The sequence below is a fragment of the Segeticoccus sp. genome (assembly GCF_035708005.1).
Genome location: NZ_DASSTI010000074.1, coordinates 41,838 through 67,870, shown reverse-complemented (window position 1 = coordinate 67,870; position 26,033 = coordinate 41,838). Strand labels below are relative to the sequence as shown.

Annotated in this window: 28 protein-coding genes; 15 read left to right on the top strand and 13 right to left on the bottom strand. The window is 72.7% G+C overall.

All coding sequences use genetic code 11. The features are described 5' to 3' along the window. Positions 1–72: 72 nt before the first annotated feature. From VFL99_RS08355 to ctaE, 5 genes are all read right to left on the bottom strand, one after another. Complete coding sequence (locus VFL99_RS08355) at positions 73–438, bottom strand: metallopeptidase family protein (RefSeq protein WP_325105881.1); 366 nt, start codon at positions 436–438, stop codon at positions 73–75. 88 nt (positions 439–526) lie between these two features. Then, positions 527–2,356, bottom strand: a complete 1,830-nt coding sequence (gene qcrB, locus VFL99_RS08350; protein ID WP_325105880.1) for a cytochrome bc1 complex cytochrome b subunit — start codon at positions 2,354–2,356, stop codon at positions 527–529. Continuing rightward, a complete protein-coding gene (qcrA, locus tag VFL99_RS08345) occupies positions 2,353–3,462 on the bottom strand; it encodes a cytochrome bc1 complex Rieske iron-sulfur subunit (RefSeq protein ID WP_325105879.1) in 1,110 nt (369 codons plus the stop codon). The genes qcrB and qcrA overlap by 4 nt, the downstream gene beginning before the upstream one ends. 78 nt (positions 3,463–3,540) lie before the next feature. Continuing rightward, complete coding sequence (qcrC, locus tag VFL99_RS08340; protein ID WP_325105878.1) at positions 3,541–4,338, bottom strand: cytochrome bc1 complex diheme cytochrome c subunit; 798 nt, start codon at positions 4,336–4,338, stop codon at positions 3,541–3,543. Between the two features lie 73 nt (positions 4,339–4,411). Next, positions 4,412–5,083: an aa3-type cytochrome oxidase subunit III gene (gene ctaE, locus VFL99_RS08335; protein WP_414713733.1), complete on the bottom strand. Its 672-nt coding sequence runs from the start codon at positions 5,081–5,083 to the stop codon at positions 4,412–4,414. 85 nt (positions 5,084–5,168) lie between these two features. On the opposite strand from ctaE, the gene VFL99_RS08330 reads away from it, so the two are divergent. After that, complete coding sequence (locus tag VFL99_RS08330; protein WP_325105877.1) at positions 5,169–5,645, top strand: response regulator; 477 nt, start codon at positions 5,169–5,171, stop codon at positions 5,643–5,645. A 5-nt stretch (positions 5,646–5,650) separates the two neighbouring features. After that, positions 5,651–6,715, top strand: a complete 1,065-nt coding sequence (gene trpD / locus VFL99_RS08325; protein WP_325105876.1) for an anthranilate phosphoribosyltransferase — start codon at positions 5,651–5,653, stop codon at positions 6,713–6,715. 39 nt (positions 6,716–6,754) lie between these two features. Here the strand turns inward: trpD and VFL99_RS08320 are convergent, their stop codons facing one another. From VFL99_RS08320 to VFL99_RS08310, 3 genes are all read right to left on the bottom strand, one after another. Next, positions 6,755–7,039, bottom strand: a complete 285-nt coding sequence (locus VFL99_RS08320; protein WP_325105875.1) for an Lrp/AsnC ligand binding domain-containing protein — start codon at positions 7,037–7,039, stop codon at positions 6,755–6,757. An 81-nt stretch (positions 7,040–7,120) separates the two neighbouring features. Then, a complete protein-coding gene (locus tag VFL99_RS08315) occupies positions 7,121–7,972 on the bottom strand; it encodes an EamA family transporter (protein WP_325105874.1) in 852 nt (283 codons plus the stop codon). After that, positions 7,969–9,753, bottom strand: coding sequence for a DEDD exonuclease domain-containing protein (locus VFL99_RS08310; protein ID WP_325105873.1), 1,785 nt, complete (start codon positions 9,751–9,753; stop codon positions 7,969–7,971). The genes VFL99_RS08315 and VFL99_RS08310 overlap by 4 nt, the downstream gene beginning before the upstream one ends. 242 nt (positions 9,754–9,995) lie before the next feature. Here VFL99_RS08310 and VFL99_RS08305 point away from each other — a divergent pair, with 242 nt between their 5' ends. From VFL99_RS08305 to VFL99_RS08295, 3 genes are all read left to right on the top strand, one after another. Then, the gene (locus VFL99_RS08305; RefSeq protein WP_325105872.1) at positions 9,996–10,181 is read left to right on the top strand and encodes a hypothetical protein; all 186 of its coding nucleotides are present in this window, start codon (positions 9,996–9,998) and stop codon (positions 10,179–10,181) included. Positions 10,182–10,247: 66 nt separating this feature from the next. Further along, positions 10,248–11,681 carry a hypothetical protein gene (locus VFL99_RS08300; protein WP_325105871.1) on the top strand — a complete coding sequence of 478 codons (1,434 nt, stop codon included), beginning with the start codon at positions 10,248–10,250 and terminating at the stop codon, positions 11,679–11,681. After that, positions 11,678–12,976, top strand: coding sequence for a M48 family metalloprotease (locus VFL99_RS08295; protein WP_325105870.1), 1,299 nt, complete (start codon positions 11,678–11,680; stop codon positions 12,974–12,976). Before VFL99_RS08300 ends, VFL99_RS08295 begins: the two co-directional genes overlap by 4 nt. Positions 12,977–12,995: 19 nt before the next feature. On the opposite strand, the gene VFL99_RS08290 is transcribed toward VFL99_RS08295, so the two are convergent. Then, complete coding sequence (locus VFL99_RS08290) at positions 12,996–14,819, bottom strand: AMP-dependent synthetase/ligase (protein WP_325105869.1); 1,824 nt, start codon at positions 14,817–14,819, stop codon at positions 12,996–12,998. 155 nt (positions 14,820–14,974) lie between these two features. Here VFL99_RS08290 and VFL99_RS08285 point away from each other — a divergent pair, with 155 nt between their 5' ends. The 6 genes from VFL99_RS08285 (at position 14,975) to VFL99_RS08260 (ending at position 19,097) form a co-directional block, all read left to right on the top strand. Further along, positions 14,975–15,418, top strand: coding sequence for an SRPBCC family protein (locus VFL99_RS08285; RefSeq protein ID WP_325105868.1), 444 nt, complete (start codon positions 14,975–14,977; stop codon positions 15,416–15,418). Positions 15,419–15,457: 39 nt separating this feature from the next. Beyond that, on the top strand, positions 15,458–15,877 hold the full coding sequence (locus VFL99_RS08280; RefSeq protein ID WP_325105867.1) for a hypothetical protein: 420 nt from the start codon (positions 15,458–15,460) through the stop codon (positions 15,875–15,877). Beyond that, entirely contained in the window at positions 15,874–16,827 is a 954-nt protein-coding gene (locus VFL99_RS08275) for an ROK family glucokinase (protein ID WP_325105866.1), read from the top strand. Before VFL99_RS08280 ends, VFL99_RS08275 begins: the two co-directional genes overlap by 4 nt. Continuing rightward, positions 16,824–17,834: an ROK family glucokinase gene (locus VFL99_RS08270; RefSeq protein ID WP_325105865.1), complete on the top strand. Its 1,011-nt coding sequence runs from the start codon at positions 16,824–16,826 to the stop codon at positions 17,832–17,834. The genes VFL99_RS08275 and VFL99_RS08270 overlap by 4 nt, the downstream gene beginning before the upstream one ends. After that, entirely contained in the window at positions 17,831–18,397 is a 567-nt protein-coding gene (locus tag VFL99_RS08265) for a hypothetical protein (RefSeq protein ID WP_325105864.1), read from the top strand. The genes VFL99_RS08270 and VFL99_RS08265 overlap by 4 nt, the downstream gene beginning before the upstream one ends. Before the next feature lie 103 nt (positions 18,398–18,500). Then, positions 18,501–19,097 (top strand): hypothetical protein, encoded by a 597-nt coding sequence (locus VFL99_RS08260; RefSeq protein ID WP_325105863.1) that lies wholly within the window; start codon positions 18,501–18,503, stop codon positions 19,095–19,097. Between the two features lie 118 nt (positions 19,098–19,215). Here the strand turns inward: VFL99_RS08260 and VFL99_RS08255 are convergent, their stop codons facing one another. Together VFL99_RS08255 and VFL99_RS08250 are read right to left on the bottom strand one after the other, a co-directional pair. Then, entirely contained in the window at positions 19,216–19,842 is a 627-nt protein-coding gene (locus VFL99_RS08255; RefSeq protein ID WP_325105862.1) for a hypothetical protein, read from the bottom strand. Continuing rightward, positions 19,839–20,597 carry an alpha/beta hydrolase gene (locus VFL99_RS08250; protein ID WP_325105861.1) on the bottom strand — a complete coding sequence of 253 codons (759 nt, stop codon included), beginning with the start codon at positions 20,595–20,597 and terminating at the stop codon, positions 19,839–19,841. Before VFL99_RS08250 ends, VFL99_RS08255 begins: the two co-directional genes overlap by 4 nt. 198 nt (positions 20,598–20,795) lie before the next feature. Between VFL99_RS08250 and VFL99_RS08245 the strand changes: the two genes are divergently transcribed. From VFL99_RS08245 to VFL99_RS08235, 3 genes are read left to right on the top strand one after another with little or no spacing between them, the layout of a single operon-like run. After that, positions 20,796–21,686 carry a lysophospholipid acyltransferase family protein gene (locus VFL99_RS08245; RefSeq protein WP_325105860.1) on the top strand — a complete coding sequence of 297 codons (891 nt, stop codon included), beginning with the start codon at positions 20,796–20,798 and terminating at the stop codon, positions 21,684–21,686. Between the two features lie 9 nt (positions 21,687–21,695). Next, a complete protein-coding gene (macS, locus tag VFL99_RS08240) occupies positions 21,696–22,865 on the top strand; it encodes a MacS family sensor histidine kinase (protein ID WP_325105859.1) in 1,170 nt (389 codons plus the stop codon). After that, entirely contained in the window at positions 22,862–23,548 is a 687-nt protein-coding gene (locus VFL99_RS08235; RefSeq protein WP_325105858.1) for a response regulator transcription factor, read from the top strand. The genes macS and VFL99_RS08235 overlap by 4 nt, the downstream gene beginning before the upstream one ends. A 1-nt stretch (position 23,549) precedes the next feature. Here the strand turns inward: VFL99_RS08235 and VFL99_RS08230 are convergent, their stop codons facing one another. Further along, positions 23,550–24,005 (bottom strand): PPC domain-containing DNA-binding protein, encoded by a 456-nt coding sequence (locus tag VFL99_RS08230; RefSeq protein WP_325105857.1) that lies wholly within the window; start codon positions 24,003–24,005, stop codon positions 23,550–23,552. Next, entirely contained in the window at positions 24,002–24,883 is an 882-nt protein-coding gene (locus tag VFL99_RS08225; RefSeq protein WP_325105856.1) for a DUF1028 domain-containing protein, read from the bottom strand. Before VFL99_RS08225 ends, VFL99_RS08230 begins: the two co-directional genes overlap by 4 nt. Positions 24,884–24,990: 107 nt before the next feature. On the opposite strand from VFL99_RS08225, the gene VFL99_RS08220 reads away from it, so the two are divergent. Further along, a complete protein-coding gene (locus VFL99_RS08220) occupies positions 24,991–26,016 on the top strand; it encodes a 6-phosphofructokinase (RefSeq protein WP_325105855.1) in 1,026 nt (341 codons plus the stop codon). Positions 26,017–26,033 lie beyond the last annotated feature (17 nt).

Sequence of the window (26,033 nt, the reverse complement as noted above, 5' to 3'; positions counted from 1 at the left end):
GAGAGGGCCCGTTGCCTCTGTGATCCGTTCGGAGGCAACGGGCCCTCTTGCATGTGTGCAGCGGTCCGCCGTTCAGCCCCACCCCAGCTCGTGCAGCCGTGCGTCGTCGATGCCAAAGTGGTGGGCAATCTCGTGCACCACGGTGATTCGCACCTCCTCGACCACCTCGTGCCGACTGCGGCACAGGCGCAGCGTGGGTCGACGGAAGATCGTGATGCGGTCCGGCAGTGACCCCATCGCCCACGTCAGGTCTCGCTCGGTCAGGGGAGTTCCCTCGTAGAGGCCGAGCAGGTCCGGGTCCTCCGGTGGGGCCTCGTCCTCCACGAAGAAGGCCACGTTGTCCACGAGCCGCAGGAGCTGCGGCGGGATGCCGTCGAGGGCGTCCGCGACAGCGGCCTCGAACTCGTCCTCGCTGAGGAACAGGTCGTCGCCACTCATGGTCGGTTGCTTCCGGACGGGGGCAGGTACGCGTCCGGCCCGGTCACCACGAGGCGAACCGGGCCGGAGGCAGCGGAGAGGACGAGGGTCAGTGTCGCTCTGACTCCCCGGCTTCGAGCTCGCGGGGGCCGCCCTCACCACCGACTTCGACTTCGGACTGGTGCGTGTAGGCGTCGTCCAGCGCACGCTCCTCGGCGCCGCCGTGCATGCGGCCGACCCAGGAGTCCGGGTGCGGGTGCAGCGCCTCGTGTGCCTCGCCGTCGTGGTGGGCGGCAGCGAGCTCAGCGGGGGTCACCGGGGCGATCCGGTCGGAGAAGTAGAACTGAGACAGTCGCTCGCGGATACGGTCCTTGCCCGCGCCGCGGCGCAGCACGCCGTTCTCGTCGACGAGGCTCTCCAGCTCGAGCGGCGCCTGCTCCTCGAAGGAGACCAGCGGCCAACGCTCATACTCGGTGAGCGGCTCGTGCGCCTCGAAGAAGCGGCCCTCCGCGGTGCGGTTGATCCGGCCCGACTCCCGCCCGTGCAGGACCAGTTCGCGGTCCTTGCGCTGCAGGCTCAGGCAGACGCGCTTGGTGACGATGAAGGCGATCGGCGGTCCGATGAGCAGCAGCACCCGGATCGTGTTGGTGATGTCGTCGATCGACAGGTGGAACTTCACGGCCATGATGTCGTTGCTGCCACCGACGACGAGCAGCGTGTAGAACGTGATGGCCATGGCGCCGATGCCGGTGCGGGTCGGGGCGTTGCGGGGACGGTCCAGCAGGTGGTGCTCACGCTCGTCACCGGTGACGTGCTTCTCCAGGAACGGATAGATGCCGGCGATGGTGAACAGCAACCCCAGCAGCAGGACGCCCGGCACCAGCACGTTCAGGCTCAGCGTGAAGCCGGCGAACGACCACTCCACCGGGGGCATCAGCCGCAGCGCGCCCTCGGCAAAGAGCATGTACCAGTCGGGCTGCGACCCGGCACTGACGGCGGTCGGGTCGTAGGGTCCGTAGGACCAGATCGGGTTGATCGTGACGATCGCCGCGATCAACGTCGTCACGCCGAACACCATGAAGAAGAAGCCACCGGCCTTGGCCGTGTAGACCGGCATGAACGGGTAGCCGACGACATTGTTGTTCGTGCGACCGGGGCCCGGGTACTGCGTGTGCTTGTGGACGAACACGAACAGGATGTGCGCCGTGAACAACCCGACGATCAGCGCCGGGATGATCAGGACGTGGAGGATGAAGAACCGCGGGATGATCACGTCGCCCGGGAACGGACCACCGAACAGCAGGAACGGGATGTAGGACCCGAGCACCGGGATGGACTGCATGAAGCCCTCGGCGATGCGCAGGCCGGTGCCCGAGAGCAGGTCGTCCGGCAGGGAGTAGCCGACGAAGCCCTCCATCGTCGACAGGAACAGCAGCGAGACGCCGATGACCCAGTTGATCTCACGCGGCTTGCGGAACGCGCCGGTGAAGAACACGCGGAACATGTGCACGGTGATCGACACGACGAACAGCAGCGCCGACCAGTGGTGGATCTGCCGAATGAGCAGACCGCCCCGGATGTCGAACGAGATGTCCAGGGTCGAGCGGTACGCCTCGCTCATCGTGACGCCCTTGAGCGGCACGTAGGAGCCGTTGTAGACGACCTCTCCCATGCTGGGCACGAACCAGAAGGACAGGAAGGTACCGGTCAGCAGCAGGATGATCAGCGAGTACATCGCGATCTCGCCGAGCATGAACGACCAGTGGTCGGGGAAGACCTTCTTCAGCAGGGCCGGCATCCCCTTGGCCGCACCGGTGCGGTCGTCGACCCAGCTCGCGAGCCCAGCGAGCTTGGGGTTGACCGTGGGGTTCGGGGAGACGTCGCCTCGGTCCTGGGCGCGCAGTCCTGCGGCGCCTTGCGGAATCCTTGTGGTGCTCATGTGCGCTCCCAGTAGCTCGGGCCGACGGCTTCGCGGAAGGAGTCGGCGGCCGTGAGGTAGCCCTCGGCGTCAACGGTGATCGGCAGCTGCGGCAGCGGCCGTCCGGCCGGTCCGAAGATCACCTTGCAGTCCTGCGTCACGTCGAACGTCGACTGGTGGCAGGGACACAGCAGGTGGTGGGTGGTCTGCTCGTAGAGGCCCACCGGGCAGCCGACGTGGGTGCAGATCTGGGAGTAGGCGACGATGCCGTGGTACCCCCAGTCGTTCTCCTTCGTGCTGTGGATCTCGTTCGGGTCGAGTCGCATGAGCAGCACGGCAGCCTTGGTCTTCTGCTCCAGGAAGTCCTCCGCCTTCTCGATGCCCTCGGGGAGGATGTGGTATGCCGACCCGATGGTCACGTCGGTCGCCTTCACCGGCGTCATCTCCGGGTCGCGGACCAGTCGCATGCCCTTCTTCCAGTACGAGGTGGACAGCCAGTCGTGGGGGAGCGGGCCGAGCCCGGCGACGAACTGCACCGCGAAGGGGAGCGCGAACAGGCCCAGCGCACCGCCGAGGGTGTACTTGATCAGCGGACGCCGCGTGATCTGGGCAGCCTCGGCGCCCTGGAAGAGCGTGTTGACGGTGCTCTCACGCTTCTCGTCCGGCGAACGCTGTGGGTGGCGCTCCTCGACGACCTCCTCGTCGGGCATGAGCGTCTTGGCCCAGTGCACCGCACCGAAGCCGATCCCGAGCAGGGCGATCCCGAGGGTGACGCCCAGCATGATGTGCAGCAGGCTGGCGTGGCCGATCCCGGGGACGTAGGTGTAGGTGCCCTCGGGGATGGCGAAGTAGGCCGCGATGAAGCCGATGGTCCCGAGGATCGACAGGGTGAACAGGGTCGCGACCTGCCGCTCCGCCCGCTGGGCGGCGCGCGGGTCCACGTCGGACATGCGGTGGACGTGCGGCGGCAGTCCCGGATTCTCGAACCGCTCCGGGATCCCGCCGGAGCCGATGACGTGGCCCTCGTCGAGACGTGCCGGCGGCGTCGCCCCGTGGAGGACGTGGTGTCCGTCGCCGTCGCCCGCGGCGCCGTCCGGGCGCTGCGGCGGGTTGGCGTTGTCGTTCATGGTCTGCAAGGTTCCTGTCGCGTCAGATCGGGAATCAGTCAGTCAGTCTTGTACGGGCGGCGCAGGGACGCAATGACCTCAGGCGGCCTTGCGTCCGAGCCACACGGCACAGCCGATCAGCAGGCCGATGCCGAAGGTCCAGGCGAACAGGCCCTCCGAGACGGGGCCGATGTGGCCCAGGGTCAGACCGCCGGGGTTCTCGTTCTTGTTGAGGTTCTGCAGGTAGGCGATGATGTCGCGCTTGTTCTGCGGGGAGATGTTGTTGTCGTTGAACACGGGCATGGACTGCGGACCGGTGTCCATCGCCTCGTAGATGTGCTTCGGCTCGACGTTGCTGAGGTTCGGCGCGTGCTTGCCGCGGGTGAGCGCGCCGCCAGCGCCGGTGAAGTTGTGGCACATCGCGCAGTTGACCCGGAAGAGCTCGCCGCCGTGTGCCGGGTTGCCACCGGAGAGGTACTTCTTCTCCGGGATCGCCGGGCCCGGGCCGAGGGAGGCCACGTAGGCGGCGAGCTGGGAGATCTGCTTGTCGTTGAAGCGGATCTCCCCGCTGCGCTCGGCCTGCACACCTGGCTCGGTCAACGGCATACGACCGGTGCCGACCTGGAAGTCGACGGACGCGGCGCCCACACCGACCAGCGACGGGGCGATGATCTTGCCGCCCGTGTCCGAACGACCCTGCGCGTTCTTACCGTGGCAGCTGGCGCAGTTGGAGAGGAACAGCTTGTGCCCGGCCTGGACGTCGCTCTGGCTCGCACTGGCCGCTTCGGCCGGCTTGGGGGACAGCGCGGCATACAGGCCGCCGGTGGCGACCAGCCCCAGGAACAGCAGGATGACGATCGCAGCCGGGTGACGGCGGCGGGCGGCAAGGGCTTTCACGGTGCGGTCCTGTCGTTGGGGATGAGGGGGACGAGGGCGGTGCTCACCGGCACCGTGCGGCAGCGGGCAGACCTCACTGCAGCAGGTAGATGACCGAGTACAGGCCGATCCAGACCACGTCGACGAAGTGCCAGTAGTAGGAGGTGACCACCGCACCCGTCGCCTGCGCGTGCGTGTAGCGCCGCGACGTGAAACTGCGGCCGATGATGAGGAGGAAGGCGATCAGGCCGCCGGTGACGTGCAGGGCGTGGAAGCCGGTCGTGAGGTAGAAGACCGAGCCGTATCCGTCCGAGGAGATGGTGATCCCCTCGTGGATCATGTCGGCGTACTCCTTGATCTGCCCGGAGACGAAGATCGCGCCGAAGATGTAGGTGAGGACGTACCACTCACGCATGCCCCAGCGCATGAAGTCCCAGACGGGGCCGGTGCGCGCCACCTGGCCCTGCTCGGCCTTGAAGACGCCCCACTGGCACCAGACCGAGGAGATCACCAGGATCAGCGTGTTGCCGGTCGCGTAGGGCACCGCCAGCTTGGCCGTGTGGTTGGCCCACAGGTCGGGGTTCACCGAGCGGATCGTGAAGTACATCGCGAACAAGCCCGCGAAGAACATCAACTCACTCGCGAGCCACACGATCGTGCCGACCGACGCCATGTTCGGTCGCGTCACCGGACCGTGCCCGGGGATGGTGCGGGGGGCCGGTCCGGCCGGCCCTGTTGCTGCTGATGCGGTCGCCACGGGCGCCATTATGGCCCCAAGCGCACCCGGTTGTGCCCCCGACCCCCCGATGGGGCGCAAAGGGGTTCGGGGTCCCACCGGTACGATCGTCGCCATGACCGCCTCCCACCACATCGCGCCCGCTGCACCGGCCTCGAACACGACGTCCGGAAGCGGCGGCGGAGGCGCGATCCACCGCGTGAAGGTCCTGCTCTACAGCGACGACATCACCACGCGTGACGCGGTCCGGCTCGGCGTGGGGCGCCGGCCCGCGCGCGACGTGGAGATCGAGTCGTGGCACGAGTGCGCGACGGCTCCGGCGGTGATCGAAGCGGTGGACGCAGGCCGGTTCGACCTGCTCATCCTCGACGGCGAGGCCACGCCCGTGGGCGGCATGGGCCTGTGCCGGCAGCTGAAGAGCGAGATCTACCGCTGCCCGCCGGTGGTCGTCCTGACCGGTCGTCCGCAGGACGGGTGGCTCGCGGCGTGGTCGCAGGCCGACATGGCCGTCCCGCACCCGCTCGACCCGCTGGCGCTCAGCACGGCGGTGGCCCAGGTGGCGCGGGAGCGTGCGACCCGCGCGGACGACTGAGCGCGGTGTCCTCCGTCGAGGGGGAGCTGGTCACCTGGCCGGCGCTGCTGACCTCGCTGCTGGACCGGCGGGACCTGTCCACCGCGGAGGCGGGCTGGGCGATGGACCAGATCATGCGCGGTGAGGCCTCGCCGGTGCAGGTCGCGGCCCTGCTCGTGGCCTTGCGGGCCAAGGGGGAGACCGTCGAGGAGATGCGGGGCCTGGCGGACGCCATGCTCGCGCACTCCACCCCCATCACCGTCGACGGACCGAGCCTGGACATCGTGGGCACCGGGGGCGACCGCGCCCACACCGTGAACATCTCCACGATGGCCTCCATCGTCTCGGCGGCGGCCGGGGTCCGCATCGTCAAGCACGGCAACCGGGCGGCCTCCTCGTCCTCCGGCTCGGCGGACGTGCTCGAGGCCCTCGGGGTCAACCTGCGGCTGTCCGCAGAGGCGGTCCAGCAGGTGGTGCAGGCGTGCGGCATCACCTTCTGCTTCGCGCAGGTGTTCCACCCCTCCTTCCGCCACACCGCCGCGGCACGTCGCGACCTCGGGATCGGGACGGCCTTCAACTTCCTCGGCCCCCTGACCAACCCGGCACAGCCCACCTACGCCGCCGTCGGCGTGGCCGACGCGCGGATGGCGCCCCTGATGGCCGGCGTGTTCGCCGAGCGGGGCCGGGATGCGGCGGTCTTCCGGGGCGACGACGGCCTCGATGAGCTGACCGTGTCGACGACCTCGTCGGTGTGGTGGGTGCGGGCGGGCGAGATCCAGGAGCACACGCTCGACCCGGCCGAGGTGGGGTTGGAGCGGCACCCCCTGTCGAGCCTGCGGGGGGCCGATGCGGCGCACAACGCCGGTGTGGTGCGGGCGCTGCTGGCCGGTGAGCGGGGTCCGGTGCGTGACGCCGTCGTGCTCAACGCGGGCGTGGCCCTGGCCCTCACCCGTCCCGACCGTGGCCGGGGTCACGGCCCGTTCGTGCAGCACGTGCGCGAGGGGATGGACCGGGCCGAGGAGGCCATCGACTCCGGAGCCGCGGGGAAGGTGCTCTCCCACTGGGTCGACACGACCTCCCGGCTGGGCTGACCCCTCCCGACCGGAGAGGGCTTCCGGCGCCGCGCGGGATCAGGCGTCGTCGAGCCCGAGGCTGAAGGCCGCGTCGAGGTCGTGCTTGGAGTAGGTCCGGAACGCGATGTGCGTCTGCGTGTCGAGCACGCCGTCCACCTTGTTGAGCCGATCGGCGATCACGTCGGCGAAGTCCTCGTGGCGCCGCACCCGGGCGATCGCGATGAGGTCGGCGTCCCCGGTCACGGAGTAGACCTCGCTCACCCCCTCGATCTCGGCGATGGCCTCTGCGGCCTCCGGGATGCGCGCGACCTCGCACTTGATCAGGACGATGGCGGAAATCACGCTCGTCACCCTAGCCGGTGCGCCCCACACCCTCCGGTATGCCGGGCACGCCCGCCTCCCAGCCCTGGTCGTCCTGCGCGCTCAACCGACCGCGAGCAGCACGATGCCCGTGGCCACCAGGACCGACCCGACGATCCGGGCGGAACCGAACCGTTCGCGGAAGACCACGGTGCCGATGACAGCACCGACGACGACGCTCGACTCGCGCAGGGCGGCCACCGCCCCGAGGGCACCTCGCGTCTGGGCCCACAGCACCAGAGCGTAGGCACCCACGCTGAGCACACCGCCGGCGAGCCCGCGCCACAGGTGCGGGCGGAGCCGCTCCAGCAGGCTCGCGCGCCACCGCGCCGCGGCGTAGGCGGGCACGGCCAGAGAGTTGAGGAACATCAGCCACCCGGCATAGCCCGCGGGGGAGCCGGACAGGCGCACACCGATCCCGTCCACGGTCGTGTAGCCGGCGATCACCAGCCCGGTCGCCACCGCCGCGACCAGCGCCGGCCGTCCGGCTCGGCCCCCACCGCCGAGGAACGCCAGGGTGGCGAGGCCGGTGGACACGACCACGATGCCGGCCAGCGCCCACGGGGTCGGCACCTCGGCCACGAAGACCGCGGCCAGCAGCGTGACGACCAGCGGTGACGTCCCGCGGGCGAGGGGGTAGACCTGACCGAAGTCGCCCAGCCGGTAGGCCGTCATGAGCAGGACGTTGTAGACGACGTGGGTGGCGGCCGACCCGGCAAGGAACGGCCAGCTCGCCCGAGCCGGTGCCGGCGCGACGAGCAGGACCACGACGGCGCAGGCCGCAGCTCCCAGGCCCAGCAGCACGAAGCCGGTGAGCTTGTCCTCGATCGCGTGGGCGATGGCGTTCCACCCGGCGTGGGCGAGCGCGGACAACAGCACCGCCCCGGTGACGACCAGCGGGAGGGCGCTGGTCATCCCGTCGCGGACAGCACGGCCCCCGGGGGCTGGTGCAGGGTGCGGGCGTGCCGCGGCTCGTCGAAGCCCACCACGTCGCGTGCCGCCGCCACCAGCGGCTCGAGCCGGTCGCGCGCGCCGCCGGCACCGTGCAGGGGGCACGTCCACTCGCCCTCGAGGGACACGATCCGCACCCCGGGCGCCTCGAGCCAGCGCAGCAGCTTCTCCGTCTCCTCCGGGGAGGCGGCCGGGGCGGGACCCGCCGGTGCCGGCACGACCTCCGCCGCGGCCACGAGCGCGTCGATCGCCGGCATCGGGTCGGCTCCCGGGGGAGTGACCGACGTGCCGGCCAGCCGGCCGTGGCGCACGCACACCAGCTCCCAGCCCCGCTCCGCGGTGCGCCGCGCGGCCACGAGCTCGGGGGAGGCAGCGAGGGGCGCCAGTCGCTGCGCCCGAGCAGCGGCGCGGACCAGTTGGATCATCCGGTCGCGGACCGCGGCGGCGTCCTCGTAGCGCTCCTGCGCCGAGAGCAGCTCCATCCGCGCCCGCAGGGCGCGCACGATGGGCCGCGCGTCCCCGGCCAGGGCAGCAGCCGCCTGCTCGGCCACACGGGCATACTCCTCCACCGTCTGCCGGCCGGTGCAGGGTGCGCCGCACCGGCCCATCTCCGCCAGCACGCACGCGCTGGCGTCGCCGCGCAGGCTGAGCCGCTGGGTGCACTGGCGCAGCGGGAGCACCTCGTGCACGGCGGCCACTGCGGCCTCCGCGGCAGCGCGGGAGGAGAACGGGCCGACGTAGCGCGCCCCGTCGCCGCGGACCTCCCGCACGATGGACAGCCGGGGGAACGGCTCGGCGGTCAGCTTCACCCACGGCATCCGGTCGGGGCGGCGGGACCGGCGGTTGTAGCGCGGCTGGTGCTCGGCGATGAGACGCAGCTCGCGCACCTCCGCCTCCAGCGGGGTCTGGCACACGATCGGGGTGATGCTCTCGGCGAGGCCGACCATCTCGGCCATGCGCGTGCGCTGCTCGCTGGCGGTGAAGTAGGTGCGGACCCGGCGGCGGATGTCCTGGGAGGTGCCGACGTAGAGCGGCCGGCCCTGCCCGTCCTTGAAGATGTAGACGCCCGGGGCGGAGGGCAGTCCATCGGCGAGGAAGCGCTTGCGCCGCTGCGCCGGGGTGACCTTGGCGGAGTAGCTCGCCAGCTCCTCGAAGGTGGTCACCCCCAGGTTGCCGACCCGCGCCAGCATCGCGTGCAGCACGTCGACGGTCGCGCGGGCGTCGTGCAGGGCGCGGTGGTCGGGGGTCGTGGCGGCCCCGAACAGCCGGGCCAAGGTGGCCAGCTTGCGGTTCGGGGCCTCGTCGCGCGTCACCAGCTGCCGCGCCAGCTGCGCCGTGTCGACCACCCGCTGCCCGGGCCACTCGTGCCCGGTCTGGGCGGCGGCGGCCTTGAGGAAGCTGATGTCGAAGGGCGCGTTGTGGGCCACGAGCACGGAGCCCCTGGCGAACTCCAGGAAGGCCGGCAGCACCGTGTCGATCCGCGGCGAGTCGGCGACCATCTGGTTGGTGATGCCGGTCAACACGGAGATGAACGCCGGGATCGGCTCGGACGGGCGCACGAGCGTCTGGAACTCGCCGAGCACCTCACCGGCGCGCACCTTGACCGCCCCCACCTCGGTGATGTGGGCACCGGCCGGGCTGCCGCCGGTCGTCTCGAGGTCGACGACGACGAAGGTGAGGTCGTGCAGGGGCGTGCCGAGCTCGTCGAGCGTCCCCTGGACGAGCCGTCCCTGCGCCGAGTGCATGACCGTGACGTTAGGGGGCCGGTCCGACAGGCCCCGCACGACACGCACGACACGCTCGTCCCTCCCGTTGTCGGATCCTGTGTGTCGGACCCCCCACCTAGCGTTCCCGTCACGCGGTCGCGCCACGCGGCCGGAGCAGTGGGCCCGGCCTGACGTCGGGTCCTTCCCAAGGTCAGGAGGAGGGCCAGATGCTCATCGACTGCCAGTCATGCCCCGTGCGGGGGCAGCGATGCCAGGAGTGCATGGTCACGGCCCTGCTCGCGGGACCGGCGCCCCTGCCGGAGCCGGCGCCGGCGGAGCTGCCGCTGGACGCGAACGAGCGGGCCGCGGTGGGGGTGTTCGTCCGTGCCGGGCTCGTCGAGACGCAGGAGGCGGACGGGTTGCGCGCCCGGCGCGAACCATGGGGCGCTTACCGGGCCGTGAGCTGACCACGAGCTGACCACGAGCTGACCGGCGTGCGGCGCCGTGACCCGCCAGCCGCCATACGATGAGGCGTGCTCGCCGCTCGCCGTGTCCGCCGTGGCGCACCGGCACGGGGCCAGCGGCCGTGGGGGCCGCGGAGGGCGCTGGCCGGCGCCGCCTTCGCGGTGGCGCTGGTCGCGGCCGGGTGCTCGGGCGCGACGACCACGAGCACTCCCTCGGGTTCCCCGGCCAGCTCGTCGGCGCGGGCCGCCTCCGGTGCCTCCGCACGGCCCTCCACGGCTCCCTCGCCGGCATCGACGAGGAGTGACACCGCAGCTGCCTCCTCGCCCCGACTCGCGACCGGGGCGACCGCGGGTCGCGCGAACGACGAGGCGGGACTGCGCCGGCTGCTCGACCGCCGCGCACAGGCGCTCGCCGACGGCGACGCCGGGGCATGGATCGCGACGCTGGGCGCACAGGCATCCCCGGCGCTGCGGTCGGCGCAGGCCCAGGCCTTCACGAACCTGCGCCGCCTGCCGGTCACCGATTTCGGCTACACCTCCGTCGGACCGGTCTCCGCCACGGACCGCGTCCGGGTGGAGGGCCGCTTCTCCCTCGCCGGCTACTGGACGGGCACCCGGACATTCACCCAGGTCCTCACCGTGCAGCCCCCGTCGGCGCCCGGGCAGCGGTGGGGCATCGTCGGCGTGGCGGAGGGACCGGGCCGGCGGCAGGTCTGGCAGCTGCCCCACCTGCAGGTGGCCGCTGGCGACCGGGTGCTGGTGGCCGGCAACGTCGCCCAGAAGGAGCTGCAGGCCTACCAGCGGCTCACCCAGCAGGCCGTCGACGCCGTCTCCTCGGTCTGGGACGATGGCTGGTCCGGTCACGTGGTGGTGGTCGTGCCGAACTCCGTCGCCGACTTCCGCACGCTCTCGGGGCTCGGGACCGGCTCGGCGCGCCGGGGGGTCGCCGACGTGGCGGCGGTCACCGTCGGTCCCGTGGCGACCGGTGTGCCGGCGGCCGCGGACGAGGTCGTCGTCAACCCCGACGCCTATGCCGAGCTCCGGCCGGACGGCCGGCGCGTCGTCGTCCTGCACGAGGTCACCCACGTCGCCACCCGGGCCACGACCACCGCAGACGTGCCGCTGTGGCTGTCCGAGGGCTTCGCCGAGTACGTCGCCTGGTCGACGGTGCCCGTGCCGACCGGGCAGGTCGCCCCCGATGTGCTGCAGCGTGTCCGGGCGGGCGTGGGCCCCACGGCGCTGCCGGACCGGGCGATGTTCGAGGACTCGACCGCGACGGCCACCCGCGCCTACCACGAGGCGTGGCTCTACTGCCGCTACCTGGCGGACCGGTTCGGCAGGGACCAGCTCGTCGCCTACTACCGCGCGGCGGCGCAGCCGGGCGCCGACGACGCCGACACCCGGGCCGCGGGCGCCGCCATCCGCGTCCTGGGCGTCCCCCAGCAGCGGCTGGTCGGCGACTGGGTCACCTGGCTGGACGACCTGGCGAGGCAGGGGGCATGAACCGGTCCCTGCCGGCCACCGTCGCGGTGCGACCGTCCCTGCGGGCGCTCGGGGTGGCGACCGCGCTCAGCGCGGCCGGCTTCGCCGTCGTCGTCTACCTCCTCACCCCCTGGCACCCGCTCGGCGCCGGCGCACCGCCGGTCCGGCCGGACGTGCACACGTCCTTCACGCCCGGGCAGATCGCCCGCGCCGCCGATTTCCGCGGTCGGCTCGGCCCCTGGCCGTATGTCGGGCTCGTCCTGCACGTGCTGGTGCCCTGGGTGGCGCTGTGGCTGGCCGGACGCCGGGCGGGCCGCGACGGAGCCGCGACTCGGTGGCGCTGGCCCACGGTCGTGGCCACGGTCGTCGTGATCGCGCTGGTCCAGTGGGTGGTCACCGCGCCGACCGCGATCCACGAGCAGCAGGTGCTGCGGGACTTCGGCATCTCCAGGCAGGGCTGGGCCGGGTGGGCCCGCGACCAGGCGGTCAGCTGGGTGATGTCGACCGGGGTCGCCGTGGTCGGGGTCCTCGTGCTCTTCTGGCTGGTGCGCCGGGTGCCCCGGCGCTGGCCCTTCGCCGCGGCCGTCGCGGCCGCCGTCCTGACCGTGCTCGGGTCCGCTGCCTACCCCGTGCTCGTCGAGCCCGCGTTCAACACGTTCCGACCGCTGCCCCGGGGACCGCTCACCACCGCCATCCAGGAGCTGGCCCACCGGGACGGGCTCGGCCCCATCAACGTCGTCGTCGCCGACGCGTCCCGGCGTACCACCGGTGAGAACGCCCACGTCTCCGGCCTCGGCGCCACCCGGCGGGTCGTCATCGACGACACCGTGCTGCACCGCGCCGGGCAGCGGCAGGGGGAGGTGCTCGCGATCGTCGCGCACGAGCTGGGCCACGTGGAGGACCACGACGTCGCGCGGGGGACGGCGATCGGTGCAGCCGGCGCCCTCACCGGAGTCCTCGCGCTCGGACTGCTGCTGAGCACCCGCCGTGGCCGACGGTGGTTCGTGCCCACCAGCCGGCGACCCGCGGCCGTCGCCCGCACCTGTGCCCTGGTGCTGGCCATCGCGGCGACGGCGCCCTATGTGGTGGCGCCGTTGTCGATGGCGGTCAGCCGCAAGATCGAGGCGACCGCGGACGTGCGGGCGCTCCAAGCCACGCACGACGTGCCGGCGTTCGTGCAGATGCAACGCGACCTCGCCGTGACGAACCTCAGCGACCTCACGCCGGCCTGGTGGCAGACCTGGTGGTTCGCCAGCCACCCGAGCCCGCCGTGGCGGATCGCCCAGGCCCACAGCTGGCAGCAGCTGCAGCGCTGACGGTCTCCTGAGCCGGCCCTCAGCGGCGGGTGGGCTGGCTCCCGGTCGGTAGGTGCCCGGCATACAGGCCCTCGACGTGCTCGGCGAAGTCCTTCATGACCACGCTGCGGCGCAGCTTCATCGAGGGGGTGAGGTAGCCGTTGTCCTCGGTGAAGTCGCCGGGCAGGACGACGAACTTGCGGATCGACTCGGCGCGGCTGACCGCCTTGTTCGCGTCGTCGACCGCGCGCTGCACCTCGGTGAGGACCACCTCGTTGCGGATCGCCTCCTGCGCGGTCAGCCCCTCCACGCCGTTGTTCGCCGCCCACGTCGGCAGCATCTCCTCGTCGAGCGTGATGAGGGCGGCGATGAACGGCCGCTGGTCGCCGACGACCATGCACTGCGAGACCAGCGGGTGGGCCCGGATCCGGTCCTCGAGCACCGCGGGGGCGACGTTCTTGCCGCCGGCGGTGACGAGCAGCTCCTTCTTGCGTCCGGTGATCCGCAGGTAGCCGTCCTCGTCCAGCTCGCCGAGGTCGCCGGTGCGGAACCACCCGTCCACGACGGCCTCGGCGGTCGCCTCCGGGTTGTGGTGGTAGCCGGTGAAGACGTTGTTGCCCTTGATGAGGATCTCGCCGTCGTCGTCGATGCGCACGGCCACCCCGGGCAGCGGCGGCCCCACAGTGCCGATCTTGATCAGCTCGGGGGTGTTGACGGTGGCCGGGGCGGTCGTCTCGGTGAGCCCGTACCCCTCCAGGACGGTGATGCCGATGCCCCGGAAGAAGTGCCCGAGCCGGGGACCGAGCGGGGCGCCGCCGGAGACGGCGTACTGCACCGCGCCGCCCATCGCGGCGCGCAGCTTGCGGTAGACGAGCTTGTCGAAGACCGCGTGCTTGGCCCGCAGCAGCGGTCCGGGCGAGCCCTCGTCCTGCGCCCGGCTGTAGCTGACTGCCGTGTCGGCTGCCAGCCGGAAGATGCGGCCCTTGCCCTCACCCTCGGCCTTCTGCTCGGCGGAGTTGTAGATCTTCTCGAACACCCGCGGCACGGCCAGCACGAAGGTCGGCTTGAAGGTGGCCAGGTCGTCGAGCAGCCGCTTGATGTCGGCGGTGTGCCCCATCCGGGCGCCGGCAGCCACGCACAGCACCTCGATGAAGCGGGCGAAGACGTGCGCGAGTGGCAGGAACAGCAGGGTGGAGGCGCCCTCCGCGCTGACCACGGAGCCGAGCCGCTGGATGGTGTTCTCCGACAACGCCATGAAGTTGTCGTGGGTGAGCTGGCAGCCCTTCGGTCGGCCGGTCGTGCCGGAGGTGTAGATGATCGTGGCGGTGTCGTGGCGGTGCCGGTCGACGGTGCGCGCGTCGAGGTCGTCGTCGGTGACCTCCTGGCCGGCCGTGACCAGCTCGTCCAGCCCGCCGGAGTCGATCTGCCAGACGTCGCGCAGGGTGGGCAGCTGCGTGCGCACCTCGGACAGCACGGCGGCGTGCGCGGGCGTCTCGACGATGGCCGCGACGGTCTCGGAGTCGCCGATGATCCACTGCACCTGGTCGGCGGAGGAGGTCTCGTAGATCGGGACGGCCACGGCCCCCGCGGTCCAGATCGCGAAGTCGGCCAGGGTCCACTCGTAGCGCGTCCTGCTCATGATGGCGACGGGGTCACCGACGCCGATGCCGGCAGCGACGAGTCCCTTGGCCAGGGCTCGCACCTCGCCCAGGAACTGTGCCGCGGTGACGTCCTCCCAGCCCTCACCGGACCGTCGCGAGAGCAGCACCTTCCCGGGCTCTCGCGCCGCGTGGTCGCGGGGGAGGTCGGCCAGGCTGCCTTCGTCGGTCGCGGGCACGACCGGCGGGACGGCAATGTGCTTCAAGAACGCCTCCTGGAACTGACAGCCAGATCGTCCGCGTGGCCGGTCGGGGGCCGGCGCGGTACCTCCGCACCATACCGAGCGGAGGTGTCTGCGGAACCTGCCGCGACGGATGTCACCCGGTCGTGACCTGCGGCGTCGCCTGTACCCTTCGGCGCATGGCCGACCGCACCGAGTCCAGCATCGTGATCGAGGCGCCGCCCGGGGTCGTGCTCGACGTCATCGCCGACTTCCCGCACTACCCGGCGTGGGCCGGTGACGTCAAGGAGGCCGAGGTGCTCTCCGAGGATGGTGACGGCTGGGCCGACCAGGTGCGGTTCACCCTGGACGCCGGCGCGATCAAGGACACCTACGTGCTCGACTACACCTGGCTCGTGGACGAGCAGGGCACCGGCACGGTCTCCTGGTCGCTCGTGAGCGCCCAGGTGCTCAAGGCCCTCGACGGGGCCTACACCCTCTCGGCGCGCGGGGAGAGCACCCACGTGGCCTACCGGCTGACCGTCGACGTGAAGATCCCGATGCTCGGCGTGCTCAAGCGCAAGGCGGAGAAGGTCATCGTGGACACCGCTCTGAAGGAGCTCAAGAAGCGTGCCGAGAGCTGAGGCCTCGCGCGTGGAGGCGAGGGACGCGAGGGGCACGCCATGAGTGAGGGCGAACAGCGCGACGAACCGGTCGGCACCGTGGCCGAGGAGGCCGCCCGGCTGGTGGCCTCGCTCAGCGGTTGGAGCGGCGCGCACCGGACCGCGCCCGTGGACGGCGACGGCTCGGGCGACGCCACTGCCGCGACTGACGGCTCCGGCGACGGGGAGCAGGGCGGCGGCGGGGAGCAGCAGGGCGGCCAGCCTGGAGCCGCTGGGTGCGACTGCGCCTGCCACCGCGCGGGTGAGGCGAGCGCCTGCCGGCTCTGCCCGATCTGCCAGGGCATCGCCCTGCTGCGGGCCGTGCGCCCGGAGACACTGGACCGGGTGGCGGATTTCGTGGCGATGGCGGCGACGGCGCTGCACGACCTCGCCGAGCAGCGACGCACGGCCCCGGAGGCGACCGAGGAGGACGGGACATGACGGTGACGATCGGCCTGGACATCGGTGGCACGAAGATCGGTGGCGGTCTCGTCGACGAGAAGGGGCAGGTTCTGGCCACCGGCCGACGGCAGACGCCGGCGCAGGACCCGGACGCCATCGCCGCGGCGGCCGCGGACCTCGTCGGCGAGCTGTCCCGGGAGCACGACGTGGCCGCGGTGGGGGTCGCCTGCGCCGGCTTCATCGACAAGAGCGGTGCCACGGTGCTCTTCGCCCCCAACCTCGCCTGGCGGGACGAGCCGATGAAGCTCCGGCTGGAGTCGGTGCTCGAGGTGCCTGTGATCATCGAGAACGACGCCAACGCCGCGGCCTGGGGCGAGTTCCGCTTCGGCCCGGCCCGCGACGTCGACGACATGGTCTTCCTCACGCTCGGCACCGGCGTCGGTGGCGGGGTCGTCATCGACGGTCGGCTCCTGCGTGGAGCCTGGGGCGTGGCCGCCGAGCTGGGGCACATGCGGGTGGTCCCGGACGGCATCCGGTGCGGGTGCGGCAACCGCGGCTGCTGGGAGATGTATGCCAGCGGCAGCGCGCTCATGCGGGAGGCCCGTGACCTCATCCACTCGGGCAGCCCGCACGCGGCCGCCCTGAGCGACGCCTGCGGCGGCGAGCCGGACCGGCTCCGCGGCATCGACATCACCGCGCTCGCCGAGCAGGGCGACGCGGCCGCGGGTGAGCTGTTGGCCGACCTGGGCCGGTGGGTGGGGGAGGGCGCTGCCTCGGTGGCGGCGATCCTCGACCCGGAGCTCATCGTGCTCGGCGGTGGCGTCAGCGAGGCCGGTGAGCTGCTGCTGGAGCCGGCCCGCGCGGCGTTCCGTCGGCAGCTGACCGGGCGGGGTCACCGACCGGAGGCCCGGTTCGCGCTGGCCACCCTCGGCAATTCCGCCGGGATCATCGGCGCCGCCGCACTGGCAGCGGAAGGAGTGGGTTCGTGAGTGCACCCGTGGCGGTGGGCATCGACATCGGTGGCACCAAGATCTCTGGCGGCCTGGTCGACACCGCGGGCGTCATCTCGCACCGGGCGCGCCGGGACACCCCGCACCGTTCCACCCACCCCACCGTCGTCGAGCAGGCCATCGTCGACGTCGTCCACGACCTCATGGAGCTCGCTGGGGCCGAGCAGGTCAGTGCGATCGGGATCGGCGCGGCCGGGTTCGTCTCCGCCGACCGCGCCACGGTGGTGTTCGCCCCCCACCTGTCCTGGCGGCACGAGCCGCTCAAGGCGGCGCTCAGCGCCCGGCTCGGCATCCCGGTGTGGGTCGACAACGATGCCAACGCGGCCGTCTGGGCCGAATGGCGCTTCGGTGCCGCCCGCGGCGAGAGCCACGTGATGATGGTGACGCTCGGCACCGGCATCGGCGGCGGCCTGCTGGTCGACGGCGCCGTCCAGCGCGGGCGGTTCGGCATGGCGGGGGAGTACGGCCACATGCAGGTCGTCCCCGAGGGGCTGCGGTGCGAGTGTGGCAACCGCGGCTGCTGGGAGCAGTACGCCAGCGGCAACGCGCTCGTCCGCGAGGCCCGCACGCTCGTGCAGGCGCAGTCGCCGACTGCCGCAGACCTGCACGCCCGGGTCTCGGGTCGGCTCGAGGACCTCACCGGTCCGCTCATCACGCAGGCCGCTCGCGAGGGGGACCAGCTGGCACGCGAGCTGCTCGCCGAGATCGGCGACTGGCTGGGCGTCGGCCTGGCCAACCTTGCCGCCGCCTTCGACCCGGGCACCTTTGTCATCGGCGGCGGAGTCAGCGCCGCCGGCGACCTCCTGCTCGGCCCCGCACGCGCCGGCTTCGAGCGGCAGCTGACCGGCCGCGGCTACCGACCGGCGGCGCAGATCGTCGCCGCGGCGCTGGGCAATGACGCCGGGCTCATCGGGGCCGCCGACCTCGCCCGGACCGCGGCGCAGGCCGAGGCAGATCTCCCGCAGCGGGCAGGAGAGTCCGCGTGAGCACCCGACTCAACGTGGCGGCATACCGCTGGGGTGCGGGCCGGCAGGAGCGTGCGGCCGCCCGGGCCACGCTGAGCTCCCTCGCGCCCGACGTGCTCGTCCTGCACCGCGTGCCGGCCCACCCGTTCGCCGGCCACCGGATCGCCGGCTTCGCCGACCACCTCGACCTGATGTGGAGCGGCGGTCCGCACCGACGCAGCGGCGGGTGCACCATCCTCGCCTCCCTGCGCGTGGACGTCCTCGACGAGCGGCACCTGCCGCTGTCGCACCCGCGCAACGGGTATGCCGTCACGCGCCTGCGCCTGCCCGGTCACCCGCCGTGCCTGGTCGTCGGCGCCCACCTCACCGCGGCCGCCGCCGACGCTGCCGCGGAGCTCGGCCGGTTGCGGGAGGAGGTCGGGCGGCTGAGCGCCTCCGAGGGCCTGCCCGTGGCGGCCCTGAGCGCCGACGTCGGGCCGGACGTGCTCAGCCGGGCCTGGCCGGACTTCTCCGGGGGCATCGTGCCGGCGCGGGACGAGGTCACCTCGACCGACGTGGACACCGATCGGCTCGCGGCCGGCTGAGCGGCTCGCGGGCGCCGCCGGCCGAGACGACGCCGGAGCCTTGACCCTCGGCGCCCCCGACGATTGACTGTCGGGGATGACACACGGGGGAGGGGACGTCCGCATGGTCACTGGCGACGCCGCACGGGTCGGCACGCCGTCCGCCACGCGCCGGGACCTGGCGAGCAATGCGCTCGTGCTCGGCGTGGCCGGGTTCGCGTGGTTCGGGTGGGCCCAGGAGGGGCCACCTGCGGGGTGGGAGATCCCGCTGCTGGTCGGTTCGGTGCTCGGGGCCCTGCTCGCCGCGGGCGCCGTCGTCCGACTGGTCCGTGGTCCCGCGGACGGTTCCGCGATGGCGGATCCGGCCGGACGCCGCCGCTACGGCTGGGCCGTCCTGGCGGAGGTCGTCGCCATCGTGGCGGGCGTGGTGCTGCTCGGGGCGCTCGGACGCGGGGACGACATCAGCGCGTGGATCCTGCTGGTGGTCGGGACCCACTTCTGGCCGCTGGCCACGCTGTTCCGGATCCCGTCCCTGCGGGTCGCCGGCGCCCTGCTCGTGCTGGTCGCCCTGCTGGCGGCTGTGCTGGGCGCGGTCAGTCCGGTGCTGCCGAGCGCGGTGTCCGGTGCCGCCGGCGGGCTGGTGCTGGTGGTCTTCGGCGCGCTGTCGCTCCGCGACGCCCACCAGCTCGCACCGTCCGGGGAGCCAGCCACGGAGAAGTGACCGGGCGGTGCGCTTCTTCGGGGCGCTCGCCGCACGGTGGCGGGAAAGGAACCGAGCGGTGCACTTCTCGGGTGTCGGGCCGTTACCCGGTGACCCCGCTGAAGTCAGACCTGCTGAGTCACACCTGGGCGCCCGTGTCGTCGTCGTCTTCGTCGCGCCGCCGCGGCTGGCGCGCCACCAGCAGCGCGAACCCGCCGATGGTCAGGGCCAGCCCGGCCGCCACCCACAGGCTGCCGGCGGACCGGTCGAAGAAGGCCAGGTAGAGCAACAGCAGCGGTCCGCCGAGCAGGCCGACGAGGATCCCCCAGAAGGACAGGTCACCGGCCGGCAGCGGCCGGGGAGGCGGCGGCACGAAGTGCTCCTCCTCGTCGTCCACCTCGTAGCCGCGCCAAGCCGGCTCGAGCGGCGGCTCGAGCGGCGGGTCCGGCGTGGAGTCCGGTGCCGGGGCGGCCGGGGGCTCCCGTCGGGCGGGCGGGATACGGGCGATGTACGGCGGCGGGTTCACCCCCGTAACGCCATCGCCGGCGCCGTCACCCGCGCCGTCGCCGCCCGCGCTGGTGCCCGGAGAGCCGCGGTCGGCCGCCGGCGGCTCGGCCGTCGGGTCGTTCCAGTGCGCGACGATCTCGGCGAACTGCGCGTCCAGGTCGTTCGGGCGGTGGGCCTCGTGACCGACGTCGCCGGTGCCCGGCTCGGGCACTCCGGGGGTGCGGTCGTCGCGGTGGTCGTCGCCCGGGATCTCGGTCATCGCCCACCTCCGACGACCCGCTCGATGAACTTCTCCGCCTCGCCGAGGACCAGTTCGGCGTCGTGGTCGAGCGTGGCGACGTGGGCGGAGCGCTCCAGGATGATCTCGGTGACGTCCCGGCTGGAGATCCGGGAGAGCAGCAGCTGCGAGCTCTGCGCCGGCACGACGTTGTCGGTCGCCGACCGCAGCAACAGCACCGGCTGGGTGACCCGCGGCAGGTCGCGCACCACGACCCGCCACAGCTCGGTCTGTGAGCGCAGCGCCTTCAGCGGCACCCGGTCGTAGGCCAGCTCGCGCTCGCCGTCCTGGCGCAGGATGTCGCCGGCGATGCCGGGCACCGACGGCAGGACGTGCTGCAGCACCGGCAGCGCGGGCAGGCGCCAGTCGCGCACGAGGTATGCCGGGTTGATCAGCACCAGCCCGGCCACCCCCCGTCCGTGCTCCTCCGCCAGGCGGGTGGCCAGGGTGCCGCCCATGGACAGGCCCACGACCGCGACCCGGTCGCACCGGTTTCGCAGCTCGGCGAACGTGCTGTCCAGCGCGGTGTACCAGTCCCACCACGTGGTGCGGTTGAGGTCCTGCCACGTGGTGCCGTGGCCGGGCAGCCGGGGAAGGCGCACGGTGTAGCCGGCGTCCGCCAGGTGGCGCGCCAGCGGGCGCATGCTCTGCGGCGTGGACGTGAACCCGTGGCAGACGAGCACGCCCGTGCGCGAACCGTCCTGGGCGAACGGTTCGGCTCCGGGAAGGACTCGCACGCTGGCTCCTCCGCGCAGATCGTCGACACGGGGTGGGCCGCCGACCGGGCGTTGCCCACGAGTCGATCCTCGCACGCTGGCACCGTCGGTGGACAGTGCTCCCACGGGTTGGCCGAATTCGCCACGGGTCAGCGCCCGACCCGGTGCCGTAGAGTGCAGCGAGTCGGGGCACGGACGACAACCGGAGGTGACGGCAGGGTGTTCTACTGGTTGCTCAAGACCATCGTGCTGGGACCGCTGGTCAAGCTGCTGTTCCGGCCGTGGGTCGAGGGCGAGGAGCAGATCCCGGCGGCCGGGCCGGCGATCTTCGCCAGCAACCACCTGTCCTTCTCCGACTCCATCTTCCTTCCCGTGGTGGTACCGCGGCGGATGACCTTCCTCGCCAAGTCCGACTACTTCACGGGCCGGGGCGTGAAGGGACGCCTCACGGCGGCCTTCTTCAAGGGAGTCGGCCAGCTGCCGGTCGACCGCACCGGCGGCCAGGCGGGGGAGGCGGCGCTGCAGAGCGGGCTGAAGGTGCTGCGCCGCGGCGAGCTGCTCGGCATCTACCCCGAGGGCACCCGCTCCCCCGACGGACGGCTCTACCGCGGCAAGACCGGGGTCGCCCGGATGGCGCTCGAGTCCGGCGCGCCGGTGCTGCCGGTGGCGATGATCGGCACCGACAAGGCGCAGCCGACCGGCAAGAAGGTCCCCCGCATCATGCGCATCGGGGTCCGCATCGGCCGGCCGCTGGACTTCTCCCGTTACCAGGGGATGGAGGAGGACCGCTTCGTCCTGCGCTCCATCACCGACGAGATCATGTACGAGCTCATGCTGCTGTCGGGGCAGGAGTACGTCGACGTCTACGCCGCCACCATGAAGGAACGGCTCGTGGCGACGGCGCGCGCGACCGCCCGGGCCACCGCCGCCCGGGCCCGCGAGCTGCAGCAGGACGCGGTCGAGAAGTTCGACCGGCTCGACCGCAGCATCAAGGGTGACGGTGCCACGCTCGAGGACGACGAGCCGCTCGAGCAGGCCGTGCAGTCGCAGGTCGGGGCGACCCGCGGCAGCGCCGAGGCCGGGCATGACGACGAGCGCGCCGCCAGCTGAGCCACGCCGATGGCGCTGATCCCGCCGGCCGCCACCGCTCCGCCGGCCGGGCCTCCCGTCGTGTCGGCGATGTGGCGGGCGGTCGACGTGCTGCGTCCGCTCACCCTCGCGTGGGCCGCGTGGTCGGTCTTCCACCGGCAGGCAGCGCTGACCCGCCCCTGGCTGGCCTGGGTCGTCCTCGCGGTGCTCGCGGCGTGGACCGTGGCGATGTTCTTCGTGCGCCGCCGCGGGTGGCGCCTGGCGACGGCGGAGGTCGCGCTGGCCTGCGCGGCCATCCTGCTCACCCGGCTCGTCGACACCCCGGAGGCCATCCTCAGCGGTGAGCACACGCTGCCCGGGACCTGGCCGGCCGCAGGGGTCCTGGCGTGGGCCGTCCTCGCGGGGTGGCGTGGTGGCCTCGCGGCCGCCGCCTGCGTAGGGCTGGTCGACCTGGTGGAGATCGGCACCCCCACCTCGCACACCGTCGACAACATCGTGCTGCTGCTGCTCGCCGGGATCTGTGTCGGCTACTGCGCCGACCTGGCCCGCTCCGGCCATGCCGCGCTGCAGCGGGCCCTGGAGCTGCAGGCTCGGGTGCGGGAGCGGGAGCGGCTGGCCCGCACCGTCCACGACGGCGTGCTGCAGACCTTGGCCTACATCCACCGTCGCGGGCGCGACCTGGGCGGGGCCGCGGCGGAGCTGGGCACGATGGCGGCCGACCAGGAGCTGCTGCTGCGCTCCCTGGTCAGTGGGGTCGCCGAGGAGGAGCTGGAACGGCAGGTGGCCGGCCCGGTCGACCTGCGGGACCTGCTGCGCCGCTTCGTCGGCGCGACGGTCCAGCTCGTGCCGCCGGCGGAGCCGGTGCTGCTGCCGCGCCGGGTCGCCGACGAGCTCGCCGCCGCCGTGGGCGCGGTGCTCGACAACGTGCACCGTCACGCCGGACCCGGGGCCCGGGCGTGGGTACTCGTGGAGGACGACGGGCCCTGGGTGCGTGTCACCGTGCGGGACGACGGGCAGGGCATGGCCGAGGGACGGTTGGCAGAGGCCGCGGCCATCGGCAGGATGGGCGTGGCGAGCAGCGTGCGCGGCCGGGTCGCGGACCTGGGCGGGCAGGCGACCTACCGCTCGGTCCCCGGCCGGGGAACGACCGTCGAGCTCGAGGTGCCCCGATCAGCTGGAACCGGTGAGGAGGACGGGTGAACGCACTCGGGGGTGAGGGACGCAGGCCGCCCGGGGAGGTGAGCGTGCTGGTGGCCGACGACCACCCGATGTGGCGGGACGCGGTCGCCAAGGACCTCGCCGACGCCGGCTTCCGGGTGGTCGGCACGGCCGACGACGGGCCCTCGGCCGTGAACCGCACGCGGGCGACGCGCCCGGACGTGCTCGTGCTCGACCTCAACCTTCCCGGTATGCCGGGCCACGAGGTGTGTGCCGCCCTCCAGCGGGCGGGCCTGACCACCCGGGTCCTCATCCTGTCGGCGAGCGCGGAGCAGCGGGACGTGCTGGAGGCGGTCAAGGCGGGGGCGACCGGCTACCTGGTGAAGTCCGCCTCGCGCGAGGAGTTCCTCGAGGCGGTGGCCGGCGCCGCGGCGGGGGAGGCGGTGTTCACCGCCGGGCTCGCCGGGCTCGTGCTCGGTGAGTTCCGCCGGATGGCGGCCGAGCCGCCCCGCGAGGACCACCCGGCGCCGCAGCTCACCCCGCGCGAGCTGGAGGTGCTCAAGCTGGTGGCGACGGGCATGGGCTACAAGGAGATCGCCGCCGAGCTGTTCATCTCCCACCGCACGGTGCAGAACCACGTGCAGAACACCCTCGGCAAGCTGCAGCTGCACAACCGGATCGAGCTGGTGCGCTTCGCGATCGCCCAGGGCCTGGACTCCGACTGAATCAGGTGTCGCTCTCGTCGAGGTCGATCAGGGCGAGACCGATCTCGGGGCGGGACGTCTTGCGCAGCTGCGCCGGGGACTCGCGCAGGATCACCTCGAGGGTGGGCCACACGTGGCCCTCGATGAGGTGGCCGCCGCGGGTGGTGCCGTCCGGCAGGCCGAGGACCGCGTGCAGGTGCAGCTGCGGTCCGGCGTCGGACACGGCCACGTCCCCGACCAGCGACAGGACCTCGCACTGCTGGTCGATGGGGATCCGGCGGTAGTCCTTGGCCGCGCGGTCGAACCACCCGACCACAGCCCGCTGGAACGCCCCCACCGCCGTCACCTGCGCCGCGTCGAGACCCTCCCGCGTGATGAGCTCCTTGAGCGAGGCCATCGCCTCGTCGCCGACCTCACCGACGGCCACGTAGGTCGCCGTTCCGGTTGCCGAGTCGTCGTCGAGGCGTCGCCACTTCATCGCGCCTCCTCGGCACCGGTGCGCTCCAGATCGCCCCACGGCGAGATGTCCTCCACGGCCGTGGCCTCCCGGAGCACTTGGAGGACCCGGGCGTCGATGCCGCCGGGGGACAGCCGGTTCTCGAGGTTGACCTCGCCGGCCCAGTCGCTCAACGCCTCCTCCAGGTCTTCCTGCTCGCGGTCCAGGCGGCGCAGCCGGCTCCGCACCTCGTCGGCGAGGGCCCCTTCGAGCGGCAGCACATTGGTGGGGGAGCCGAAGTAGAGGTTGCCCAGGTCGACGAGGCGGGCCAGCTCGTTCACCGCGTCGGGGTGGTCGTCGACCCGCAGGTCCACGAGCACGCCGCTGTGGCCGTAACCGGCTCCGGGTTGCATGGCGTAGACGGCGGCAGACTGCCGGCCGCGGCGGTCGCCGCCCGCGCGGTCGCCGGCGAGCAGGGCGGACAGCAGCCGGTGCTCCAGCGGGAGGTGGGCGCCGTCCAGCCACGCGCGCTCGGCGTCGCGCACGACGCGCTCCCCGACGAGGATGTTGCCCTGGATGGCGTAGCCCCCGCTCTCGTCGCGCCCGACGACGCCGCCGGCCCAGTCCATGCACTCGGGCCCGGTGTAGCTGGCCTGGGCGCCGGCCGTGACCACGCCGAGCTGGCGCTGCGCCCGTCCCGGATCGGCCTGCACCAGCAGCCGGACCGTCTCCTCCGGCGTGCGACCCTCCGCGAGGTGGGCCAGCCCCTGCTCCTTCCACGCCACGTTGGCCGCGGCCTGCGTCGCCACGGCTCCCACACCGAGCCGAACGGCCGGCACCACGGAGCCGACGGCAAGGAACTTGCTCGCGACGGCCACGCCGAGGGCGTCACCAACGGCTGCGACGATGGAGAAGGTCATGTCTGGACGATAGCCGCGCGTTCGCTGACCGGCACCCGCGCCCGACATGGCGTCGTCCGACGGGTCGCTGACGACACCCGGCGCCCGTGTTCGCTAGGTTCAGGCGTGTGCGTATCGGAGTGCTGACAGGTGGCGGGGACTGCCCCGGGCTCAACGCGGTCATCCGGGCGGTGGTGACCAAGGGGACCGCCGAGTACGGCCACGAGTTCGTGGGGTTCCTCGACGGCTGGCGCGGCCCGCTCAAGGGACTCACCCGCCCCCTCACCGCTGCGGACGTGGCTGACCTGGTGGAGGTCGGCGGCACCGTCCTCGGCTCCTCCCGGACCAACCCCTACTCCGTCGACGGCGGCCTGGACCGGATCCGGCACAACCTCGAGGACGCGGGCGTCGACGCCCTCATCGCGCTCGGCGGGGAGGACACCCTCGGCGTGGCCAAGCGCCTGACCGACGACGGCTTCGGCGTCGTCGGCGTGCCCAAGACCATCGACAACGACCTGTCGGCGACCGACTACACCTTCGGTTTCGACACGGCCGTGTCGATCGCCGCCGAGTCGATCGACCGGCTGCGCACGACCGCCCAGTCACACCACCGCACCATGGTCGTCGAGGTGATGGGGCGGCACGCCGGATGGATCGCGCTGCACTCGGGCATGGCGACCGGCGCCAACGTCATCCTGATCCCCGAGCAGGACTTCGACCTGGGTCAGGTCTGCCGTTGGGTGGAGGCCTGCCACGCCCGCGGCGTTGCGCCGATCGTGGTCGCCGCCGAGGGCGCCCAGCCGGCTGGCGGCGCCGAGTCCCTCAAGGACCAGGAGCGCGACGCCTTCGGCCACGTGCGCCTCGGCGGCATCGGCGACTGGCTCGCCGAGGAGCTGGAGGAGCGCACCGGCATGGAGTCCCGGTCGGTCGTGCTCGGGCACCTGCAACGGGGGGGCACGCCCACGGCCTACGACCGGGTGCTCTCGACCCGGTTGGGGCTGCACGCGATCGACGCCGCGCACGAGCGGGACTTCGGCACGATGGTCGCGCTGCGCGGCACCGACATCGTGCGGGTCTCGCTCGCCGAGGCGACCGGCGCGCTGAAGACGGTGTCGCCGGAGCGCTACGCGGAGGCGGCCACCTTCTTCGGCTGATCCGTCGGGTCCGTCAT

What these genes read in the sequence shown, in the direction of transcription:
- VFL99_RS08355 (WP_325105881.1), bottom strand. Translation starts at nt 438, where the DNA reads ATGAGTGGCGACGACCTGTTCCTCAGCGAGGACGAGTTCGAGGCCGCT.
- qcrB (WP_325105880.1), bottom strand. Translation starts at nt 2,356, where the DNA reads ATGAGCACCACAAGGATTCCGCAAGGCGCCGCAGGACTGCGCGCCCAG.
- qcrA (WP_325105879.1), bottom strand. Translation starts at nt 3,462, where the DNA reads ATGAACGACAACGCCAACCCGCCGCAGCGCCCGGACGGCGCCGCGGGC.
- ctaE (WP_414713733.1), bottom strand. Translation starts at nt 5,083, where the DNA reads ATGGCGCCCGTGGCGACCGCATCAGCAGCAACAGGGCCGGCCGGACCG.
- VFL99_RS08330 (WP_325105877.1), top strand. Translation starts at nt 5,169, where the DNA reads ATGACCGCCTCCCACCACATCGCGCCCGCTGCACCGGCCTCGAACACG.
- VFL99_RS08315 (WP_325105874.1), bottom strand. Translation starts at nt 7,972, where the DNA reads ATGACCAGCGCCCTCCCGCTGGTCGTCACCGGGGCGGTGCTGTTGTCC.
- VFL99_RS08310 (WP_325105873.1), bottom strand. Translation starts at nt 9,753, where the DNA reads ATGCACTCGGCGCAGGGACGGCTCGTCCAGGGGACGCTCGACGAGCTC.
- VFL99_RS08305 (WP_325105872.1), top strand. Translation starts at nt 9,996, where the DNA reads ATGGTCACGGCCCTGCTCGCGGGACCGGCGCCCCTGCCGGAGCCGGCG.
- VFL99_RS08295 (WP_325105870.1), top strand. Translation starts at nt 11,678, where the DNA reads ATGAACCGGTCCCTGCCGGCCACCGTCGCGGTGCGACCGTCCCTGCGG.
- VFL99_RS08285 (WP_325105868.1), top strand. Translation starts at nt 14,975, where the DNA reads ATGGCCGACCGCACCGAGTCCAGCATCGTGATCGAGGCGCCGCCCGGG.
- VFL99_RS08280 (WP_325105867.1), top strand. Translation starts at nt 15,458, where the DNA reads ATGAGTGAGGGCGAACAGCGCGACGAACCGGTCGGCACCGTGGCCGAG.
- VFL99_RS08275 (WP_325105866.1), top strand. Translation starts at nt 15,874, where the DNA reads ATGACGGTGACGATCGGCCTGGACATCGGTGGCACGAAGATCGGTGGC.
- VFL99_RS08260 (WP_325105863.1), top strand. Translation starts at nt 18,501, where the DNA reads ATGGTCACTGGCGACGCCGCACGGGTCGGCACGCCGTCCGCCACGCGC.
- VFL99_RS08255 (WP_325105862.1), bottom strand. Translation starts at nt 19,842, where the DNA reads ATGACCGAGATCCCGGGCGACGACCACCGCGACGACCGCACCCCCGGA.
- macS (WP_325105859.1), top strand. Translation starts at nt 21,696, where the DNA reads ATGGCGCTGATCCCGCCGGCCGCCACCGCTCCGCCGGCCGGGCCTCCC.
- VFL99_RS08230 (WP_325105857.1), bottom strand. Translation starts at nt 24,005, where the DNA reads ATGAAGTGGCGACGCCTCGACGACGACTCGGCAACCGGAACGGCGACC.
- VFL99_RS08225 (WP_325105856.1), bottom strand. Translation starts at nt 24,883, where the DNA reads ATGACCTTCTCCATCGTCGCAGCCGTTGGTGACGCCCTCGGCGTGGCC.